The organism is Poseidonocella sedimentorum (assembly GCF_900116005.1).
Lineage (GTDB): Bacteria > Pseudomonadota > Alphaproteobacteria > Rhodobacterales > Rhodobacteraceae > Poseidonocella > Poseidonocella sedimentorum.
This window is the reverse complement of record NZ_FOYI01000001.1, coordinates 417,992-438,167: the sequence shown is the minus strand read 5'-3', so window position 1 is coordinate 438,167 and position 20,176 is coordinate 417,992. Positions and strand designations below refer to the sequence as shown.

20 protein-coding genes are annotated in these 20,176 nt (G+C 67.9%); 10 read left to right on the top strand and 10 right to left on the bottom strand.

The window, feature by feature from the left end:
* Position 1: 1 nt before the first annotated feature.
* The 8 genes from BM353_RS02135 to BM353_RS02100 all read right to left on the bottom strand — a co-directional run bounded on the left by BM353_RS02135 (position 2) and on the right by BM353_RS02100 (position 7,906).
* On the bottom strand, positions 2-316 hold the full coding sequence (locus BM353_RS02135; protein ID WP_092076112.1) for a hypothetical protein: 315 nt from the start codon (positions 314-316) through the stop codon (positions 2-4).
* Entirely contained in the window at positions 313-2,832 is a 2,520-nt protein-coding gene (gene ctaD / locus BM353_RS02130; protein WP_092076110.1) for a cytochrome c oxidase subunit I, read from the bottom strand. The genes BM353_RS02135 and ctaD overlap by 4 nt, the downstream gene beginning before the upstream one ends.
* Positions 2,829-3,755 carry a cytochrome c oxidase subunit II gene (gene coxB / locus BM353_RS02125; RefSeq protein WP_245759528.1) on the bottom strand — a complete coding sequence of 309 codons (927 nt, stop codon included), beginning with the start codon at positions 3,753-3,755 and terminating at the stop codon, positions 2,829-2,831. Before coxB ends, ctaD begins: the two co-directional genes overlap by 4 nt.
* Before the next feature lies 1 nt (position 3,756).
* Complete coding sequence (locus tag BM353_RS16520) at positions 3,757-4,281, bottom strand: c-type cytochrome (protein WP_143104075.1); 525 nt, start codon at positions 4,279-4,281, stop codon at positions 3,757-3,759.
* Between the two features lie 8 nt (positions 4,282-4,289).
* Positions 4,290-5,108, bottom strand: a complete 819-nt coding sequence (locus BM353_RS02115) for a c-type cytochrome (protein WP_245759527.1) — start codon at positions 5,106-5,108, stop codon at positions 4,290-4,292.
* Positions 5,109-5,116: 8 nt separating this feature from the next.
* On the bottom strand, positions 5,117-6,895 hold the full coding sequence (locus BM353_RS02110) for a GMC family oxidoreductase (protein ID WP_092076106.1): 1,779 nt from the start codon (positions 6,893-6,895) through the stop codon (positions 5,117-5,119).
* A gap of 3 nt (positions 6,896-6,898) precedes the next feature.
* Positions 6,899-7,633, bottom strand: a complete 735-nt coding sequence (locus BM353_RS02105; protein WP_092076105.1) for a gluconate 2-dehydrogenase subunit 3 family protein — start codon at positions 7,631-7,633, stop codon at positions 6,899-6,901.
* Positions 7,634-7,705: 72 nt separating this feature from the next.
* Positions 7,706-7,906, bottom strand: a complete 201-nt coding sequence (locus BM353_RS02100; protein WP_092076104.1) for a hypothetical protein — start codon at positions 7,904-7,906, stop codon at positions 7,706-7,708.
* 235 nt (positions 7,907-8,141) lie between these two features.
* Here BM353_RS02100 and BM353_RS02095 point away from each other — a divergent pair, with 235 nt between their 5' ends.
* The 9 genes from BM353_RS02095 to BM353_RS02055 all read left to right on the top strand — a co-directional run bounded on the left by BM353_RS02095 (position 8,142) and on the right by BM353_RS02055 (position 16,845).
* Positions 8,142-8,369 (top strand): hypothetical protein, encoded by a 228-nt coding sequence (locus tag BM353_RS02095; RefSeq protein ID WP_092076102.1) that lies wholly within the window; start codon positions 8,142-8,144, stop codon positions 8,367-8,369.
* 199 nt (positions 8,370-8,568) lie between these two features.
* Positions 8,569-10,170, top strand: coding sequence for a sodium:solute symporter (locus BM353_RS02090; RefSeq protein ID WP_092076100.1), 1,602 nt, complete (start codon positions 8,569-8,571; stop codon positions 10,168-10,170).
* Between the two features lie 4 nt (positions 10,171-10,174).
* Positions 10,175-11,272 (top strand): mechanosensitive ion channel family protein, encoded by a 1,098-nt coding sequence (locus tag BM353_RS02085; RefSeq protein WP_092076098.1) that lies wholly within the window; start codon positions 10,175-10,177, stop codon positions 11,270-11,272.
* Between the two features lie 55 nt (positions 11,273-11,327).
* The gene (locus BM353_RS02080) at positions 11,328-12,125 is read left to right on the top strand and encodes an SDR family NAD(P)-dependent oxidoreductase (protein WP_092076096.1); all 798 of its coding nucleotides are present in this window, start codon (positions 11,328-11,330) and stop codon (positions 12,123-12,125) included.
* Between the two features lies 1 nt (position 12,126).
* On the top strand, positions 12,127-13,842 hold the full coding sequence (locus tag BM353_RS02075) for a mechanosensitive ion channel family protein (protein ID WP_177220431.1): 1,716 nt from the start codon (positions 12,127-12,129) through the stop codon (positions 13,840-13,842).
* 88 nt (positions 13,843-13,930) lie between these two features.
* The gene (locus BM353_RS02070) at positions 13,931-15,550 is read left to right on the top strand and encodes a GMC family oxidoreductase (RefSeq protein ID WP_092076477.1); all 1,620 of its coding nucleotides are present in this window, start codon (positions 13,931-13,933) and stop codon (positions 15,548-15,550) included.
* Complete coding sequence (locus BM353_RS02065; RefSeq protein ID WP_092076092.1) at positions 15,547-16,185, top strand: c-type cytochrome; 639 nt, start codon at positions 15,547-15,549, stop codon at positions 16,183-16,185. The genes BM353_RS02070 and BM353_RS02065 overlap by 4 nt, the downstream gene beginning before the upstream one ends.
* Positions 16,178-16,591 carry a sugar dehydrogenase complex small subunit gene (locus tag BM353_RS02060; protein WP_092076090.1) on the top strand — a complete coding sequence of 138 codons (414 nt, stop codon included), beginning with the start codon at positions 16,178-16,180 and terminating at the stop codon, positions 16,589-16,591. The genes BM353_RS02065 and BM353_RS02060 overlap by 8 nt, the downstream gene beginning before the upstream one ends.
* Positions 16,564-16,845, top strand: coding sequence for a formate/nitrite transporter family protein (locus BM353_RS02055; RefSeq protein ID WP_177220430.1), 282 nt, complete (start codon positions 16,564-16,566; stop codon positions 16,843-16,845). The genes BM353_RS02060 and BM353_RS02055 overlap by 28 nt, the downstream gene beginning before the upstream one ends.
* A gap of 65 nt (positions 16,846-16,910) precedes the next feature.
* Here BM353_RS02055 and BM353_RS02050 read toward each other — a convergent pair whose 3' ends face one another.
* Positions 16,911-17,297: a response regulator gene (locus tag BM353_RS02050; RefSeq protein ID WP_092076089.1), complete on the bottom strand. Its 387-nt coding sequence runs from the start codon at positions 17,295-17,297 to the stop codon at positions 16,911-16,913.
* Positions 17,294-18,748 (bottom strand): sensor histidine kinase, encoded by a 1,455-nt coding sequence (locus BM353_RS02045; protein ID WP_177220429.1) that lies wholly within the window; start codon positions 18,746-18,748, stop codon positions 17,294-17,296. The genes BM353_RS02050 and BM353_RS02045 overlap by 4 nt, the downstream gene beginning before the upstream one ends.
* 191 nt (positions 18,749-18,939) lie before the next feature.
* On the opposite strand from BM353_RS02045, the gene BM353_RS02040 reads away from it, so the two are divergent.
* Positions 18,940-20,175, top strand: coding sequence for a GAF domain-containing sensor histidine kinase (locus BM353_RS02040; RefSeq protein WP_092076086.1), 1,236 nt, complete (start codon positions 18,940-18,942; stop codon positions 20,173-20,175).
* Position 20,176: the final 1 nt, after the last annotated feature.

Genomic DNA, 20,176 nt, shown 5'->3' with positions numbered 1-20,176 from the left:
CTCAGCCTCCACAGCTTTGGAAAAAGACGAGCGCGCCCGCATTGGCCAGCACGGCGAGCGAAAAGATCAGCCCGCTCCAGAAGGCCGCGCGGATCAACTCTGGCGGCCCCGCGCGGGGCGGACAGAGGACGGGCAAGAGGCACAGGCCGAGCGCGAACACAGTCGCAAGGCCGCCCGAGAGCAGCAAGCCGGGGTAGTCGATCAGATCGCGCGGCGCGCAGGCCGCCGAGATCAGCGCGTAGACCGTGGTGAAATGCACCGCCCATACGATGCCGGGGCCGATGACACAGAGAAGGCTACGGCGGATCGGGCTCATTGCGCGGCGCCCCCCAGCGTTCCGGCGAGGCAGAACGCCGCGCTGATGATGACCATGAGCCCGGTGCCCTTGGCGAAGGTTGCGAGGTTGAAATCCGGGAGCGACTGGCCCGGCCCGACCCGACCCGCGAGCTTGCGCGCGGCGTTGAACAGCGCCCAGAAGACGACCACGCAAAGGTTGATCGCGACGAACCCGGCGATGGCCCAGAGCGTCGCGCCGAAGGCGGTGGCCCGGGGGTCAACCGGCAGGAGGGCCCAACCGAGGCTTGCGCCGGAGAGAAGCGCGGCGATGGCCGTGAGCTGCGCGAGCAGCGCGGCGCGGCCGGTCCGGCCTTGCAGGGCGAAGTGCCGGGTGAACTGGCCGAAGAGCGCCACGGCCAGACCGGCGATGCCCGCCAGCCCCGAGGGCACGGCCAGCGGGGCCGCCATGGTTGCGGCGATTTGGGGCTGGGTGTTCCACAGGTAGAGCAGCCCGAAGATGAGCGAGGCGAAAAGCGCCATCAGGACCAGCATCGTGCCGACGATGCCGACGTGGGTGTGGCTGCGCCGGTCGACGAGGTTGACCGGCAGGGTTGTGCCCATGCCGACGTCGCGCTCCACCCCGCTGTCCGAGGGCTCCCAGGCCCAGACCGCGAAGGCGGCCAGCGCGATGACGCCCCCCAGCGCGCAGAGCCAGTAGACCGATGCCAGCGTCGCGCCGAACATCAGGGCAAGGCCAGCGGCGGCGATCATCGGGACCCATGTGGGATGCGGCAGGCGCAGGATGTAAAGCGGCGCGCCGGTGACCGGATCGCAGCCCAGCGTCTCGCGCCGGCCATCGCGCAGCCCGTGCATCAGCCCGTCGACCTCATGGGCCTCGCGCTCCAGAAGCTCGGGCTGATCCCAGAGCGGCTCGCGGCTGTGGACGGGCGGAATGCCGTGGAAGTTGAAGCCCGGCGTGACCGGGGGATAGAGCCATTCGAGCGTCGCCGCGCCCCAGGGGTTGCGCGGGGCGAGCGGGCCGCGGCGCAGGCTGCGGAAGACGTCGTAGACGAAAAGCGCGACGCCCGCCGCGAGGATGTAGCTGCCGATCGAGGAGAGCATGTTGAGCCGGTCCCAGCCGATCCCCTCGGGGTAGGTCGCGATGCGGCGCGGCATTCCGCGAAGGCCGGTGAGATGCATCAGCAGGAAGGTCGTGTTGAAGCCGATGAACATCAGCCAGAACACCCAACGCCCCAGCCGCTCGGACAACATCCGCCCCGAGAAATGCGGCGCCCAGTAGTAGAAGGCCCCGAAGAGCGGGAAGACCATCCCGCCGATCAGCACGTAATGCAGGTGGGCCACGACGAAATAGCTGTCATGGGCCTGCCAGTTGAAGGGCACGGAGGCCAGCATCACACCGGTGAGCCCGCCCAGAACGAAGATCGCGAGGAAGCCGAGGATGAAGAGCATCGGCGTCGTCAGCCGCGGGCGGCCCGAGGCGAGCGTGGCGATGAAGCAGAAGATCTGGACCCCGGTCGGGACCGCCACCATGGTCGAGGCCGCCGAGAAGAGCGAGAGCGACAGGATCGGAAGGCCGGTGGCGAACATGTGGTGCGCCCAGAGGCCGAAGCTGATGAAGCCCATCGACACCACCGCCGCGACCGCGAACCCGTAGCCGAAGAGCGGCGCGCCGACGAAGGTGGGCAGCATCGTCGCCACCATTCCCGCGGCGGGCAGGAAGATGATGTAGACCTCCGGGTGGCCGAAGAGCCAGAACAGGTGTTGCCAGAGCAGCGGATCGCCCCCCGCGAGCGGATCGAAGAACGGCAGGCCCAGCAGGCGTTCGGCCTCCAGCAGGATCGAGCCGATGATCAGCGGCGGAAAGCCTATGGCGATCATGAAGGCGGTGATCAGGATGTACCACGCGAAGATCGGCATTTTCGCAAGGCTCATCCCCGGCGCGCGGGCGCAGAGGATCGCGGTGATGAGTTCGACCGCCGCGGTGACCGAGGCGATCTCGGCGAAGGTGATGCCGATGAGCCAGAAATCGGCCGAGATGTCGGGGGTGAAATCGGTGGTCGAGAGCGGCACATACATGAACCAGCCGCCATCAGGCGCGGCGTCGAAGAGGAAGGAGGACAGCACGATGATCCCGCCGAAGAGGTAGCAGTAGTAACCGAATTGCCCCAGACGCGGAAAGATCAGGTCGCGCGCGCCGAGCATCAGCGGGATGAGATAGACCGCGAACCCTTCGAGGATGGGGATCGCGAAGAGGAACATCATCAGCGTGCCGTGCATGGTGAACACCTGATTGTACGTCTCCAGATCGAGAAAATCGTTTCCCGGGACGATGAGCTGCGTGCGCACCAGCAGCGCAAGGACGCCCGCGATGAGGAAGAAGACGAAACCGGTATAGATGAATCGCCGCCCGACGACGCGGTGACTCACCGAGGACAGCACGCGCCAGCCCTTGGGCGTGTCCCACACGGCCTCGAATGTGGTGTCCTCGCCCATCCGGGCACCGGAACAGGGGGCGGGCTCTTCGGCGACGCTCATGTCAGGCTCTCCAGCCAGGCGACCAGCGCCCGAAGATCGGGGCCGGACAGGTGATTATAGGACGGCATCTGTGCGCCGGGTTTCATGTCTCCGACATCGGCGATCCAGCCGGCGAGGTTGCCGGTGTTCATCTCCCACATGCCGGCGCCGAGGGCCGCGCGGGCGCCGAGGCGCGACAGGTCCGGCCCGATCCGCGCCTCCGACAGACCGCGCACCCGGTGACAGGCGATGCAGCCCGCGCTCTGGAATATCTCGGCGCCGCGGCGCTCTGTGGGGGTGACGGCATCGCGGGCCTCGCCGTCGAGGCTGGCAAGGAAGGCGGCATAGTCCCCGGGCGGCAGCACGACCACCTCGAAGGCCATCAGCGGGTGCGAGAGCCCGCAAAACTCGGCGCATTGCCCGCGAAAGCGGCCGGCCTTGGTCGCCGTCACGGTCAGGCGGTTCACGCGTCCGGGGATCATGTCCATCTTGCCCGCGATCGACGGCACCCAGAAGGAATGGATCACGTCGGCGCTCTTGAGGCGGATCTCGACCGGCTCGCCCAATGGCAGGACGATCTCGTTGGAATCGCGCAGCGCGCGCCCCTCGGGATCATAGACCACGTCCCACCAGAACTGCTTGCCGGTCACTTCGATGACATGGGGGGCATCCATGTGTCCGGCGATGCCGCGCAGCACTACGGTCGAGGCGGCGAAGAGCGCGGCCAGCGCGACGACCGGAAAGACCACGCCGCCGCCCACGATCCACCAGGTCCGCCCGCCGCCGCGCGCGCGCCAGGCGAGCGCGATAAACCCCATGACCAGCACGAAGATCGCGATGCCCGCCGCCGTCATGATCCAGGTGAGCCAGAGCGTCTGCGCCGCGCCCTGCCCGGCGTCGGTCAGCGCGTTTTGCGAATTGAAAATGCCAAGTGTCGAGTCCATCTCAGCGCCGATCCAATGTGTAGAGATAGGCCGCCATATGCTCGGCCTCGGCCTCGGTGATGCCCATGTCGGGCATGGCGGTCTGGGGCGCATAGCGCGGCGGGGATTGCAGCCAGTTCACCAGATCTCCGGGCCGGTTGGGCAGAACGCCCGCGATATAGGCCTGCCGCCGGAACCCGTGCAGCGCGGGGCCGACACTGCCCCGCGCGCGGGCGATGCCGGGGATCGTGTGACAGGCGCCGCAGCCGTATTGCGCGATGAGCCGCGCGCCGGTTTCGGGATCGCCATCGGCCACCTGCAGGGCGGCCTCGGCCCAGTCGGCCGCGCCATTCCCGGCGCTGGCGCGGACCTTGGCAAGCAGCGCCCCGGACCACGCGCCCAGCCGCGCGAGCTCATCGCCCACGGGATCCGCGCCGGGCCGCGCCAGTGACCAGAGGGTGACCACCGCGGCGAGCGCCGCCGAGGCGAGGAGAAGGGCCGGGATGAGGATGAGCCGCCCCCTGCGGCCCCTGCGGCTGGCGTTCATCGGGCCGGTCACTGCGCGCCGGGCGCGTCAAGCTCCCGCGCGGGGATGGCTTCCATCTCGGCCGGGTTGGCGACGCGGGCGTAGTATTCGGAGACGGCGCGGATGTCCTCTTCGCTCATCTTGCGGGCAATGGCCTCCATCACGTTCATCGCGTCATTGTCGCGCACGCCGTCCTGCCAGAGCGTCAGCTGAAGCTCCATGTACCCGGCGTATTGCCCCGCGAGATAGGGCACCGAGGGCGGCAGGCCGGTGCCTTGGGGCCCGTGGCAATTGACGCAGGCCGGGATGCCCTTTTCGGCCGAGCCGACCGCGGCGAGCTGGCCGCCCCATTGCAGGAGCGTGCCGTCGATCCGGCCCCGGGCGGTGTCGAACGTGCCGGCCGGGAGCGCCGCGTAGTAGGCCGAGACCGCCTCGCGCTCGGGTTCGGTCAGCCGCTCGGCAATGCCGCTCATGACCCGGTTGGGCCGGGCGCCGGAGGCGTAGTCGTTGAGCTGCTTGTAGAGATACCAGCCCGCCTGCCCGTCGAGCCGGGGAAAGGCGCCGGAGCCGTCGCCATGGCCCTCGACGCCGTGGCAGGTGATGCAGGCCATGCCGGAGCCGCCGTTCTCGGCGCCGCCCATGGCCACGAGCCGGCCAAGCTCGATCATGTCATCGTCGGGCGCGTCCTTGATCGTCGCGTTGAACAGAACGCTCTCAACCCCCAGACGCCGCTCAAGCTCCGCATTGCCGAGCCCGCCCGCGAAGTCCTGCGCCTGCAGCGCCACGCCGAAGCCCATGCCGAGCGAGAGGAGGACCACGGCCGTCTTGCGGAAATTTCTCATCGTCATGCCTCCTTTCAGGCGTCCATCAGAGGTCGCGGATTTGCGAGGTAGTCGGTTTTCATGTGCTCCAGCGTCCAGTAGGCGAGCCCCATCAGCGGACCGGTCGGGTTGTAGCCGAGGTTCTGCGGAAAGAGGCAGGCGCCGAAGACGAAGACGTTGTGGTGATCCCACATCTGGCCATAGCGGTTGACGACGCTGGTGGCCGGATCGGTGCCGATGACCGCGCCGCCGGTGTTGTGCGTCGTCTGGTAGGGCACGACCGAATAGCCCTGCCCCTCGGCCGCGTTGTTCGAGGTTCCGACCGCGCGGACATTGTCCATGTTGCGGGCGATCTCCTCGGCCTTGGAGAGCACATAGGCGCTCATCTTGCGGTCGTTTTCGGGGAAATCGAAGGTCATGCGCAAAAGCGGCTGGCCGAAATCATCCACATAGGTCGGATCGAGATCGAGGTGGTTCTGCGGAACCGCAACGGAGCTTCCGTGACAGGCCAGCGAGACGTGGTGCAGGTAATTCTCGCGCACCGCGCGTTTCCACTCCGCGCCCCAGGATGGCGTGCCCGGCGGCGTGGGCTGGTAGTTGATCGGACGGCCGTTGGTCTGGTTGGCGCTGATGTAGCCGCCGCCGACGAAGCCGAGACCGGTGTGGTCGAAATTGTCGCCGTTGAAATCGTCGATCGTCATGCCGAGCGCGCCGGCGCCCATGAACGGGTTGGACCAGACCTCCTCGTCAAAGAAGACGCTGACCGCGGCCATGGTCTGGTAGGCGTAGTTGCGGCCGACCGTCCCCTGCCCGGTCTTGGGATCGTAGGGCGTCCCGAGCCCGCTCACGAGCATCAGGTGCACGTTCCACAGCGCATAGGCATTGAGGCAGACGGTGTCGGCGGGTTGGAACACCTCGCGGCCGCGCGCGTCGATGTAGCGCACGCCCGTCGCGGTCTTGCCATCGGCGGATGTCTCGACCCGCAGCACGTGGCTGTTCATCCGCAGCTCGAAATTCTCGTGATCCTTGACCACGTCGTAGATGCAGATGATCGGGTCCGCCTTGGCGAAATAGCCGCAGCCGAACCGCTCGCAGAAACCACAATAGGTGCAGGGATGAAGCTGGGCGCCGTAGGGGTTTTCATAGGCCCGCGTGACATTGGCCGAGGGCATCTGGAACGGGTGGTACCCCATCGCCCGCGCGGTGTCGCGGAAGCGCTGAAGCGGCGGCGAGGGTGTCATCGGCGGGTTGGGATAGTCGGCCGAGCGCGGTCCTTCGAACGGGTTGCCGCCCTCGCGGATCTCGCCGTTGAGGTTCCCGGCGACGCCGGCCGTGCCGCAGACCCGGTCGAAGAAATCCAGGTGCGGCTCGAGCTCGTCGTAGCTCACGCCCCAATCCTGCACGTTGGTCCCCTCAAGCACCGCCGCGCCGTAGCGCTCGGTGTAGTGGCTGCGCATCGACAGGTCCGACTCCAGCGGCCGCCAGAGCTGCCCGTTCCAGTGGATGCCCGCGCCGCCAAGCCCCTTGCCCGGAAGGAAGGAGCCCAGCCGCCGGATCGGCCGCGCGGTCTGGTCCGAGGTGTTGCGAAACGAAAGCGTCTTGATCGGCGTGTCGATCATGTGGCCCTTGCGGCGGGCGTATTTCAGCTCGTCATGCTCTTCGGGCGCGCCGAAGCTGGTGGCGTCGTGGCGCCAGTCGCCGCGCTCGATCACCACGCAGCGCTGGCCCGCATCGGCCAGCTCCTTGGCGGCGGCGAGCCCGGTCCAGCCCGCGCCCACGATGACGACATCGGTTTTGGGAAGCTCGGTGACCATGGCTCAGCCCTCCTCTGTGGCGGGGTGGATGGGCGCGGCGGGCCGGCCGCGCGCGGGGCTGGCGGACCGGCTGCGGCCCGGCACATGCGCGATGCCGCGCGGCGGGGCCCGGTATGGCGCGTTCCTGCCGATGAAATCGGTGTAATAGGCATGGGCGCCGGGGAAGCCGACCATGCGCCAGCCCGCGTAATCCTTGTTGCCGCCATAGATCGGATCCGCGAAATAGCCTTCCTTGACCAGTGACCAGATCTCGTCAAAGAGGGTCTGGGCCGGCACGTCGCCAAGGTCGACCCCCTCGCCCTCCGACAGGCGCCTGGCGACGTCCTCGCGTCCCGACGCGTCGAGATCGGCCAGCCGGGTGCCGCTGGCCTCAAACCGCGCGATGCCCTCGCGGATCAGCGTCGCGGGCGGGTACGGCGCCTGATAGCCCTGCTCGGGTGTGGCCTCCCCGAAGGGGCCTTGCAGGTAGAGATCGGCGCCCTTGCCATAGGGGCCCGCGAGTTGCAGATCGATGAAATCCACGACGCCGGCCTGGCTGGCACTGGGGAAGGCGTCTTGCGGGATGAGCACATCGGAGAGCGCGGCGAGGAAGCGCGCCTCATCTGGGGTCAGGAAAGCCCACGGTTTGGCGTCAAAAGAGGCAAACGGGTTTTGCGAGATCGCGGCCCCGGGTGTCATGGCGGCCAGCCCCGCGGCCCCCAGTTGCATCAACGCGGCCCTGCGCGAAAACTCCGGCATGTTGCACCCCCCCGCTCATCTGGACTGATTGTTTCCCCAACAAATCCGCCCCGGGGGTTGTTCCGAGTTTTTTTAGGAAGACCGCCGCTCGGGCGTGTCGACGGGGCCTTTGGCGTCAACTTTGGCGTCGCGCTCGTCGAGGATCGCGTCCTCGGCCACGACGATCAGGCGCGTCACGGTCAATCCAGTGGAGGTTTTGGCCGAGATCGCCAGAGCCCTGTGCCGCTCCAGAAGCGCCGCCGCGGCCGGGGGCGCGGTGACGGCGCCAAGCACGTACCCACGGGCGGCCAGCGCGCGCAGCCCGGGCGGGCCCGTCAGGCGACGTTGCTTTGATCCCCAACCTGGTCAGTGGCGCTAAAGGGGTCGCGACCGGATCAACCTCTGCCAATGCGCCGCCAGGGCCGGCGTTCCCGACAAACTTCCCATGGAACCACCGCGCCGGGCCGGGGCTTTTCCTTGCAACCGCCGCGCCACTCCCCGCGCGCGCCCTCGCTGAAAGGACACCGCCATGGCCCATCCGAAGGACACCGCCCAGCCCGAAAACGCCGCCCCGACCGGGCGCGCGGAGACGCCCAGAGACCGCGCCGATCCGGCCGATGCCAGCGCCTCCGACCGCTTGCGCCTGCTGCCCGAAAACCCGCAGACAACCGAGCCGCGCCCCCGTTCGCGCCAGTTGATCATCGGCCTTGTCATTGTCGCGCTCTGCCTCGTCGGGATCGCGCTCCTGCTGGGCTGACCCGGCGCCGCGCGGTCGCGATCCGCGCGCGCGAACACCTCCGCCCGGCGCGGTTTCCTCGTTTTTTTCAACAAAAGTCGGAAACCGAACGCCCGGCGCGGTGTTGACCATACGTCGGCTCGCGCCTTTCGCACGGCCCCGATCGGGCCGCTCGGCGCGCCCGGAGCCGCAAGACCACCGACTGGGAAAGGGACATACCTTGGACAACGCAACCTTTGACCTGAGCTGGATCGACTACGCTATCGTGGTGGTCTATTTCATCGGGGTGATCGGCCACGGGCTCTATGTTTCGCGCAAGCTCAAGGGCGGATCCGAAGACTACTTCCTCGCCGGGCGAAGCCTGCCGTGGTATCTCATCGGCTTCTCGCTTTTTGCCTCCAACATGTCCGGGTCGAGCTTCGTCGGCCTGATGGGCGGGGCCTATGACAACGGCGTCGTGATCTTCAACTACGAATGGACCGCGGCGCTTGTCCTGATCCTCTTCGCGGTGTTCATCCTGCCGTCCTTCCTGCGCGCGCGGATCTCCACCGTGCCGATGTTCCTTGAGGAACGCTACGACGTCCGCTCCCGCCGGGCGTTTTCGCTCTTCACCATCCTCGCCATCATGTTCATCGACACCGCGGGCGCGCTCTACGCCGGCGGCCTTGTGATCTCCAACGTGACCGAGGTGCTCAACCTCTGGACGGCCGTGGCGGTGCTCGCGCTCGTCGCCGGGCTCTACACGATCCTCGGCGGGCTTTCGGCCGTGGTGGTGACGGACACGGTGCAGGCGATCCTGCTGATCGTGGCGGCGGCGGCGCTCTTCTGGCTCGGGCTCGATGAGATCGGCGGCTGGCAGGAGCTTTTCGTCGGCGTGCCCGAGGAAAAGACCAGGCTGATCCTGCCGGCGGATGACGATTTCCTGCCCTGGACCGGGCTCTGGGGAGTTGTGCTGCTGGGCTTTTACTACTGGTCGATCAACCAGTTCGTGGTCCAGCGCACCCTTGGCGCCAAGGACCTCAAGGAAGGTCAGGTCGGCGCGCTGTTCGCAGGCTTCCTCAAGTTGCCGAACCTCTTTTTGATGATCCTGCCGGGGCTGATCGCGCTCAAGCTCTACCCCGATCTGGAAACGCCGGACCTTGCCTTCCCGACACTGGCTTTCGAGCTCATGCCCATCGGTCTGCGCGGTCTGATCCTCGCGGCGCTGATCGCGGCGATCATGTCCTCGCTGGACTCGGCGCTCAACTCGGCCTCGACCCTTGTGGTCAAGGATTTCGTCGAGCCGATCTGGAACATCGGCGAGGAGCGTCAGGTCTGGCTCGGCCGCGTGGTGACCGGCGTCGTGATGGTCTTCGGCGCGGTCTACGCCCCCTCCATCGCGAGTTTCGAGAGCCTGTTCGAATACTTCCAGTCCTCGCTCTCCTACGTGATCCCGACCATCGTGGTGGTCTTCATCCTCGGGCTCTTCGTGCCGTGGCTGAACGGCAACGGCGCCTTCTGGACAATCATCATCGGCCTTGCGGTCGGCATCCCGCTCTTCATCGTCAAGGAAGTGACCGGCCTGTGGGACAGCTGGGGCCTGCCCGCGATCCACTATACCGTCATGTCCTCGCTGATGATGTGCCTCGGGATCGTCACGCACCTGACCATCTCCGCACTGACCCGGCGAAACAGCCGCGACGACATCGACGACATCGTCTGGTCGAGCCGCGAGGCGGCCGAGATCTTCACCCGCTGGGAAACGCCGCTGTGGAAGGATCAGGCGGTTTGGGCCGGTCTTCTGATCGTGGCCACCGCCGGTTTCGTGATCTGGTTTGCCTGATCCGATGGAGCGGGCGATCGGCATCCTCGACGCCACACGGACGGCGGTGTCGGGCTGGCCCGACTGGATCGGGGCGGCGGCGGTTCTGGCCGGCGCTCTGGCCGTGTCGCTGGTGCTGCATGCGCTGAGCTTCCGCCTCCTGCGGCGGTGGGTCGATACCGATGCGGGGATGGCGGGCGCGTCGCTGCGCCACGCGCGCCGGCCGATGCGGCTGGCCTTTGTGCTCGCGGCGATGGCCTTCACGGTCCCGCGGCTCGATCTGCCCTGGCGGCTGCAGGGCGCGCTCGGACACATGTTTCTCATCCTGCTGATCGTGCTGACCGGCTGGACCGCGATCCTGCTCACGCACCACCTGAGCGACCGGGTGATCCGGCGCCAGCGCATGGACATCGACGACAACCTCGCCGCGCGCAAACTGGTCACGCAGTTCCGCGTCCTGCGCCGGACCGCGACGATCGTGCTGAGCATCCTCACGGTCTGCGCCGTGCTGCTGACCTTCGAGACGGTGCAGGACTACGGGCTGAGCCTTTTCGCCTCCGCCGGGGCCGCCGGCCTGATCCTCGGGCTTGCCGCGCGCCCCGTGCTCACCAACCTCATCGCCGGCATCCAGATCGCGATCACCCAGCCGATCCGGCTCGACGACGTGGTGATCGTCGATGGCGAGTGGGGATGGATCGAGGAAATCTTCGCCACCTATGTCGTTGTCCGGATCTGGGACTGGCGGCGCATGGTCGTGCCGCTGAGCTATTTCATCGAACGCCCGTTCCAGAACTGGACGCGTGAGAGCGCCTCGATCATCGGCGCGGTGCATTGGCATCTGGACTACACCGTGCCGGTGGAGGAGGTGCGCGGAAAGCTTGAGGAGATCGTGCGCGCCTCGCCCCATTGGGATGGCAACGTGATCAACCTTCAGGTCACCGAGGCGGGCAAGGACAGCATCGCCCTGCGCGGGCTGATGAGCGCGCGGACCTCGCCGCAGGCCTGGGATCTGCGCTGCGAGGTGCGCGAGAAGCTGATCTCCTGGCTTCAGGCCACCCACCCCGAGGCCCTGCCCCGCGTGCGCGGCGAGCTTCTGCCCAGCGCTTTGGAGGGGGCCGCGTGAGTGCGGCGCGGAACCGGCTCCGAGGCTGAGCTGACCACAGGAAAGGACGTGAGCTATGGACTATGGACTTGAGGGAAAGACGGCGCTGATCACCGGCGGCGCCTCCGGCATCGGCAAGGCAACCGCGCAGGCGCTGCTGGACGAAGGCGCGCAGGTCATCCTCGTGGATGTGCAAGGCGATGCGGTGGCCCGTGCGGCCAGGGACCTTGGCCGCGGCGCCCGCGCGCTGCAGGCCGATCTGCGCGATCCGGCGCAGATCAAGGGGCTCGCGGCCACCACGGAGGAGCGGTTCACCCTGCCCGACATTCTCGTCTGCGCGGCGGGCGTCACCGGCGCCAAGGGCCATCCGCTGGAGCTGAGCGACGCGGACTGGCACGAGGCCTGGGAGACCGATTTCATGTCGGTCGTGCGCACCGTGCGCGCCTTCGAGCCGCAGATGGAGAAACGCGGCTGGGGCCGGGTCGTGATCCTGTGTTCGGAAAACGCGGTGCAACCCTACGCGGATGAGGCGGTCTATAACGTCGCCAAGGCGGGGCTCTTGACCTTCGCCAAGGGGCTCAGCGGGCTTGCGGCGCGGCGCGGCGTGCTGGTCAACTGCGTCTCGCCCGCTTTCATCGAAACCCCGATGACCGACGGCATGATGGACAAGAAGGCCAAGGCCGAGGGCACCGACCGCGGCGGCGCAATCGCGGAGTTCCTGAAGACAGAACGCCCCTGGCTCGCCCTCGACCGACGCGGCACAGCGCAGGAGGCCGCCGCCGCGATCGCCTTTCTCTGCTCGGAGCAGGCAAGCTTCGTGGTCGGGGCGAATTACCGCGTGGATGGCGGCTCGGTGGCCGCCATTGCCCTGTGACATGACACGCCGGAGCCTCCACGCCATGTGCGAGACGCGCGCCGCCGCGCGGGTGGTCGTCGCCTGCCTCGCGGCGCTGCTGGCCGTGCTGTGCCTCGCGCTGCCCAGCGCCGCGCAGGACGGCTCGGACTACTGGTACGAGACCGAACCCGAGGGGATCGGCACCCGCATCGGCGACGCGCTCGACCGCTCCACACCGCGCCAGACCATGCGCGGCTTCACCAACGCCAGCGACGCCAGGGACTACGAGCGCGCCGCGCGCTATCTCAACCTCTCGCGTCTCTCCCCCGCCGATCGGGCCACGCGCGGGCCCGAAATCGCCCGGCAACTGGCCTCGATCATGGAGCGACAGGTCTGGATCGACTGGACCGGACTGCCCGCCCGCCCCGACGCCCGGATCGAGCGCAGTGGCGACTCGAACGGGCGCGCGGGCCAGCCGCGCCGCGATCTGCACGTCAAGACACTGGACGCGGGCGGCAGCGCCTATGACATCCGACTTGCGCGCTACAAGCCGCCCGAGGCCCCGGCGCTGTGGCTCTTCACGCCCCAGACGGTCGAGAACGTGGGCCCGCTCTATGCCACCTACGGGCCCCGCAAATACGAAAGCATGATCCCCGAGCGCCTCAAGCGCGAGGTATGGGGACTCTGGCTCTGGGAATGGATCGTCGTGCCGCTCTCGGGCCTCGGCGCGCTGCTTCTCGGCTGGGGCACCTATGCGCTGGTGTCGGCCCTGTCCCGTCGGTCGGAGCGCGGCTGGCTGAAAGCCGGGCTGGAGCGCAGCGCCCTTCCCCTGGCGATCCTGGTGATGGCCAGCGCGGGCCAGATGCTCCTGAGCTGGGTCGTGTCCTTCTCCGGGCCGGTGCACGCCTTCCTCCGCCCAACGCTCACGATCCTCATGGTCTGGGGCGTGGGGATGACCTTCCTGCGAATGCTCGATGCGATCCTCCACCGCATCACCCTGCGCTACGTCGGCGAGATCGACGACAGGCGCGGCCGCGACGAGCGCGAATTCTACACCTCGATCTACGCGCTCCGGCGGCTGATCGTGCTGGTCATGGTCGCGGTCGCGGCGATGGTCGTGCTGGCGCAGCTCAACCTCTTCGAGAGCCTCGGGCTGACGCTGCTGGCCTCGGCGGGGGTGCTGACGGTGGTCTTCGGCATCGCCGGACAAGCGGTTCTCGGCAACATCATCGCCTCGCTCCAGATCGCCTTTGCCAAGCCGGTGCGGATCGGCGACGCGATCCTCTTCGAGGGCGACTGGGCCTATGTCGAGGCGATCTTCTACACCTTCCTGCGCCTGCGGACCTGGGACAAGCGGCGCATCGTGGTGCCGGTCACCTATTTCGTCAGCAAACCGTTCGAGAACTGGTCCGTGACCGAGGCGCGGATGATGCGGGTGATCGAGCTCTGGCTCGACCCGCGCTGCGAGGTCGATGTGCTGCGGCGCAAGTTCGAAGCGCTGCTGAAGGAGGATCCCGACATCGAGGACCCCGAGAATACCTACACCTACGCGACCGAGCACAGGCCCGAGGGGCTGAAGGTTGGATTCTACGCGATGATGCCCGATCCCTCCACCGGCTGGGCCGTGCAGGGGCGGCTGCGCGAGCGCCTTCTGGCCCATGTGCGCGACGAACATCCCGACTGGCTGCCGCGCGAGCGGATCATGGACGTGGGGGCCGCGGCGGGTGGCGCGGCCCGGGCTGGCGCGGCGGACTGAGCCGCGCCGCCACCGCCCGCGCTGGCCCCCGGTCGGGAACAATCATGCCCGGATCTCGTTGGGCAATCGGAACAAGGAAAGGCAATTCATGGTCCAGACGCTGCCCCATCGCCCGCAGCTCGTCGTCATCGGCGCCGGCGTGGCCGGCGGCATGGTGGCCACCCGCGCCGCCGAGGCCGGGATGCGCGTCACGATGCTCTGCGATGGCCCGGTGCTGCGGCGCGAGGATCTCGTCGACCGTTTCCGCGCCTCCGATCATCAGACGATGATGTCGCCCTACCCGCTGGTGCCGCACGCGCCGCAACCGAACGTCGCGCGGACCGATGACTACCTCATCCAGAAAGGCCCCGTCGCCTATCAGCAGCAATACATCCGCGCGGTGGGCGGCACGACCTGGCACTGGGCCGCCGCCACCTGGCGCTACCTGCCCAGCGACATGAAGCTCAAATCGCTCTACGGCGTGGGCCGCGACTGGCCGCTGGACTACTGGGAGATCGAGCCATGGTACGCCCGTGCAGAGGCCGAGATGGGCGTCGCCGGCCCCGAAAACGCGCCTTTCGATGCGCCCCGCTCCGGCCCCTATCCGATGCCCGCAGCGCCCATGTCCTACATGGACCGGGTGTTCAACAAGACGCTCACCGCGCTCGGCTATGACCACATCAGCGCCCCGCAGGCGCGCAACAACCAACAGGTCTACGACGCGCGCCCGCCGTGCTGCGGCAACGCCAACTGCATGCCGATCTGCCCCATCGGGGCGCAATACTCCGGCAATATCGCTGTGGAAAAGGCCCAGGCCGCGGGCGCCGAGCTGATCACCGATGCGGTGGTCCACCGGCTGGAGGTCGATGCCGAGGGGCGCATCACCGCCGCGCGCTACCTCACGCCGGACCGCACGGAATTCCGGCTGGAGGCAGACCGCTTCGTGCTTGCCGCGGGCGGGATCGAGGGGCCCAAGATCCTGCTGATGTCCACACAGGACACCGCGCCCGCAGGTGTGGCCAACCGCTCGGACATGGTGGGGCGCAACCTGATGGACCACCCCGGCACCAACGCGTCCTTCGACGTGCCCGAGCCGATCTGGCCCGGGCGCGGGCCCAACGTGATCTCCGCCGTCACCAGTCTGCGCGACCGGCCCGACCGCGACCGCATCGCCGCGCGCAAGCTGATGATCCTCAACATGAACCCCGTCTCCGGCATCGCCGAGGAGGCGATCGAAGAGGGCCTGACCGGCGCCGCGCTGCGCGAGGCGATCCGCCACCGCACCGCCCGCCGCGCCGTCATCACCGCCTTTCACGAACAGCTCCCCGATCCCGAAAACCGGATCGTCCCCTCCACAGACGGGCTCACCGACGCACTCGGCCTGCCCCGCCCCGAGATCCACTACAACGTGGATGATTACGTCGCCCGCTCGGTGGAGGACACCCGCGCGCGGGTTGACCGCATCGCCGAGGCGATGGGCGCCGAGCCCGGGAGCGTGACCCACAGCGAGGGGTATCTGCCCAACAACCACATCACAGGGGCGACGATCATGGGCACCGATCCGCGCGACAGCGTCGTCGATGCCGATTGCCGCGCCCACGATCACCCCAACCTCTGGATCAGCTCGTCCTCGACCTTCCCCTCGGTCTCGAGTGTCAACGTGACGCTGACCATCGCCGCGCTGGCCCTGCGGCTGGGGGACCACATCGCACAGGAGGCCCGGCCATGAGTCCCCTGCCCGCCCTCGCCAGAACCGCCGCCCTCGCCCTCGCGCTCCCCGCGATGGCGCAGGCGCAATCGAGCGACGTGCTGCTCAACTGCTCGGCCTGCCACAGCGTCGGCCCCGAGCCGGGCGGCGCGGGCGCGCGGGCGCGGCTCTATCCCGATCTCAATGGCCAGCCCGCTCGGTATCTCGAACGCCAGTTGCACGCCTTTCGCGACGGACGGCGCCAGCACCGCCAGATGCACCTGACCGCCGTGGAGCTTGGCGAGGGCGCGGGCGCCATGGCGCGGCTCTATGCCGATGCGCCGCGCCCGGAGCTTGCGCCGGAGCCCGGGGCCGAGCCGGTGCCGCTGGTGAATGAGGGCGACTGGTCGCGCGGGGTACCTTCCTGCGCGAGCTGCCACGCGCTCGAACAAGGCACAGACCGCGCGCGCGCGACGCCGCGTCTGCACGGGCTGCCGCGCGGCTATCTCGAGGCGCAGCTGCGCGCCTATGCCGAGGGGACGCGCAGGTCCGATCCCATGGGGAGGATGCGCGCCTTTGCCCAACGGCTCGATCCGGGCGAGATCGCGGCGCTTTCCGCCTATTATGCGTCCTGGGCGCCCGCCGGGGGCGACATGATAGAGGGATCCGATGAGTAAAGCCCGCCTCTCCCGCCGCCTCTTCCTCACCGGCGCCTCCACCGCCGCGCTCCTGCCCGGCTTGCCGGCCGCGCAGATCGCCGCGCCGCCGCTGACCGAATTTGCCGCTGCCTGCCGTGCGCTTTCGGGCTTCGACGGCCTGCCGCGCGTGCTCCTCGAAGGCGCGGCCACCGCGCTCGATGATGGCGCCAAAGCCGCATTTGCGGGCGGTACTGCCCCGGAGGACCTCCAGCAGACGCTGCTCAAGACGCTCTACACCGGGATGCACAGCCCCGAGGACGGCGCGCCCACGCGCTTCGTGTATTCCGAGGCGCTGATGTACGCCGCCGTGGAGGACAGCCTGAATGTCCCCAGCTACTGCGGCGGCGTGCCCGGCTATTGGGCCGCGAAACCCGCCGGGGCCTGAGGCCCGCCCGCCGAGCCCCATGCCTCTCGGCTCGGCTCATCTATGAAGTCATCCGCCGCGACGGCGACGAGGAGCTCTCGCGCCCGGCGATCTCGTTGGTGTGGTCCGGCCTCGCCGCCGGGGGGCTCATCAGCCTGTCGGTCATCGCACAGGCGGTCCTGAGCCTGCACCTGCCCGAGGAGGCGGACTGGACCCACCTCGTCGCCAGCCTCGGCTATTCGGTCGGCTTCCTCGTGGTGTCTTCACCCGGCTGACTTGGAGGCAGGTGAAGGCGGAGGTCACCACCGGGGACGCAGTCTGACCGGCGCCGCGGGCGCCCTCAGCCCCCCGCCGCCTTGCGCAGCTCTTCCGCGCCCTTGTCGAGCTCCCGCGCCAATTGGTGCGGCAGGATCGGCTTGCCGAGAAAGGCGATGGGCTCGACCGGTTCAAGCGTCTCGCGCGTGTCCGGATCGAGGTTCCCGCTGATGAAGATGCAGCGCACGTTGAGCGTCTCGAACAACCAGCGGGACGCGTCGATCCCCGAAGAGCCGCCGGCCAGCCGGATATCCATCAAGGCGATGTCCGGGGCCTGATGGCGCGCGGCGGTCTTGCACTCGTCCTCATCGCGCGCCACGGCCGTCACTTGATGGCCCAGCTCCTGCACCTGATCCTCCAGATCCAGCGCAATCAGGAAATCGTCTTCTACGATCAGAACATTCAAGGTCATGTCGGCTCGATCGGCACTCGTACGGTCACGGTATGTCCTTTGGGATCGGGGGGTGCGGCCATGGTGGCGCCAAGCTGCGCGACGAGCCCGTCGATGATGCGGGTGCCGAGCCCCGGCGTCGCGGTTTCGGCTTTGCCCTTGCCAGTGTCCGACACGCTCAGGATCAGCGCCTCGCCCTCAAGGCTGGTGCTGACCGCGATGCGCCCGCCCGTGCTGCCGTTGAGCCCGTGCTTGATGGCGTTGGCGACAAGCTCGTTGACCATCAGCGCCAGCGGGATCGCCTTGTCCGCCGAGAGCCGCACCTCGACCGGATCGCAGGTCAGCTCGGCCTGAACCGCCTGCGCATCCCCCGCCGCGAGCGTGTCGCACAGATCGCGAAGGTACGGGCCGAAGGCCACGCTCGAAACCTCGTTCGACTGGTAGAGCATCTCATGCACCGAGGTGACCGCATTGACGCGCGAGGCCGCATCCATCAGCCGCGATCGGATCTCGCGGTCCTCCGCCCGGCGGGCATCGGTGTTGAGGATGCTCGACACAAGCTGGAGCGAGTTCTTGATCCGGTGGTTGACCTCGCCGAGCAGGGCCTCCTTCTGGACAATCAGCGCGTCGCGCTCCTCCACGGCCCGCGCCAGATCCACTTCGCGGCGCTTGGTTTCGGTGATGTCGTTGCTCACCAGCAGGAACCGGGGCAAGGCGCTCCGGTGGTCCCGCACCAGCTCGCCATGGGACGACAGCCAGCGCTGGTCGCCGCCCGGCAGCACGACGCGATGAACGAAGGCAATGGCGCTGTGGTCGGGTTGCTGCGCCGCCTCGGCGAAGGCCGCCTCGACCGCGGCGCGATCCTCGGCGAGGATGGGCTCGAAACAGACCTCCGCGCTCATCGTGCCCTCGCAGTCGGCCAGCCCCTGCATCGCCGCGAAGGGGCGCGAGACGAAGGCGGTTCTGGTGCGGTGATCGTATTCCCACAAGGCAAGGTCGTGAAGCTTCTGGGCCGAGCGCCACCGGATCGCCTGATCGCGCTGCAAGACGATTTGCTCGGTCACATCCTCGACGTGATGGATCAGGCCGACAACCGCGCCGCCCTCGATCACCGGGGTGTTCAGCGGCTTCCAGTAGCGCTGCTCGAAATCGCCCGGCTCGCCATCCCGGACCGGGATATCGTAGCGCTGAATCGCCATCGCGTGGGGCTGCTGCGTCTCGCGCGCGGTCTCCAGAGAGAGGCGCAGATTGCGCACGCCATCGGCCGTCGGGTCCTCGGGATTGTCGGGAAAGGCCTCGAAGATGTTCATGCCCACAAGGTCCGCGCGGTGCGATCCCGTCAGGTCGAGATAGCAGCGGTTGACGTTCACGATGGTGAAGTCCGGATCAAGCAGAAGGTAGCCATGCGGCGCGGCTTCGAAGGCGATTTCAGTAAGATCGAGCTTTTGACTGAGAAGACCGTCCACACTCATCTTGCGCTCCTGTCCCGGGGGGATCATATCTGTCCATATCGGCTTTATAGCCCCTGCTAGCGGGATCGCCAGCCAAACAACGCGCAAGCGTCGCCGCAAGTTCCCGCCGTCTCTTCTCTTTCCCTGAACGCGCCTGTAACTTGCGCAGGTCTCTGCGATGTGCAGCCCGTCAACACTCCAAGGTAAGACGCATGACCGGACAAAAAGCGAAGACCGTTTTGCAAGACCGCCAGACCTATCTGGACGGATCGCATGACTTTCAGGCCGATATCGAGCTTCTCGCCGCCAGCACGCTGGTCGGGACCATCCTCGAGACGGTCATGCTGGCGACGAACATGCGCTTTGCCGGCGTGGCGCGCGTCACGGCGGATCGCTGGGTGGCTTGCCGGACCATCGACGAGGTGAATTTCGGGATCGCCGCGGGCGACGAAATCGCCATCGAATCAACATTTTGCCAGACGGTGCGCGACACGGCGGAGATGGTCATCTTCAGCGATGCGACCACCGATCCGACCTATCGCGGCCATCCCATCGCCTCGGCCTTCGGGATCGTGAGCTATGTCTCCGTGCCGATCTACCGCGGCGATGGCAGCTTTTTCGGTACGCTCTGCGCGATCGACACCGAGCCCAAGGACGTGAAAAACCCCCGCGCGGTTGCGATGTTCGAGATGTTCGCCGATCTCATCGGGCACAGTCTGGAGACCGAAGAGCGGCTCGAAGCCCAAGAGCTTCTGGTCAAGCATCAGAGCCATCTGGTGCAGCTGCAGGAGGAGTTCGTCGCCATCCTCGGGCACGATCTGCGCAACCCGGTCGCCGCGCTCGGGGCGGGTCTGCGCCAGCTCGGCAAGGAGCCGCTGACCGATCGCGGCCGCTCTTTTGCCAGCCTCATGCGCGCCTCGCTGCACCGCATGAACGAGCTGATCGACAACATGATGCTGCACGCCAAATCGCGCCTCGGCGGCGGCATCACTGTTTCGCCCCAGCCCGACGCGCCGCTCGCCGACGCGCTGAGCCAGGTCGTCGATGAGATCCGCGTCGTCGCGCCCGAACGGGACATCACCCTCGATCTCAAGCTCGCGGGGCCGGTGAGCTGCGATGCGGCGCGCGTCGCGCAGGCGGTCTCGAACCTGATTTCCAACGCGGTCAAACACGGCGACTCCGACGCGCCGATCCGGGTTTTCGGGACATGCAGCGCGCGCGCCGTGACGATCGACGTGGAGAACGACGGCAAGCCGATCCCGCCGGAACTCCAGCGCACCCTCTTCGAGCCCTTCCGCCGCGGCAGCGACGTGAGCGAGGCGGGGCTCGGCCTCGGGCTGCACATCGCCTCAACCATCGCAGCCGCGCACAAGGGGCAGCTTTCGGTCGACTGCGAAGGTCGCACCACACGGTTCCGGCTGGAACTGCCGATGCACCACGGGAGCTGAG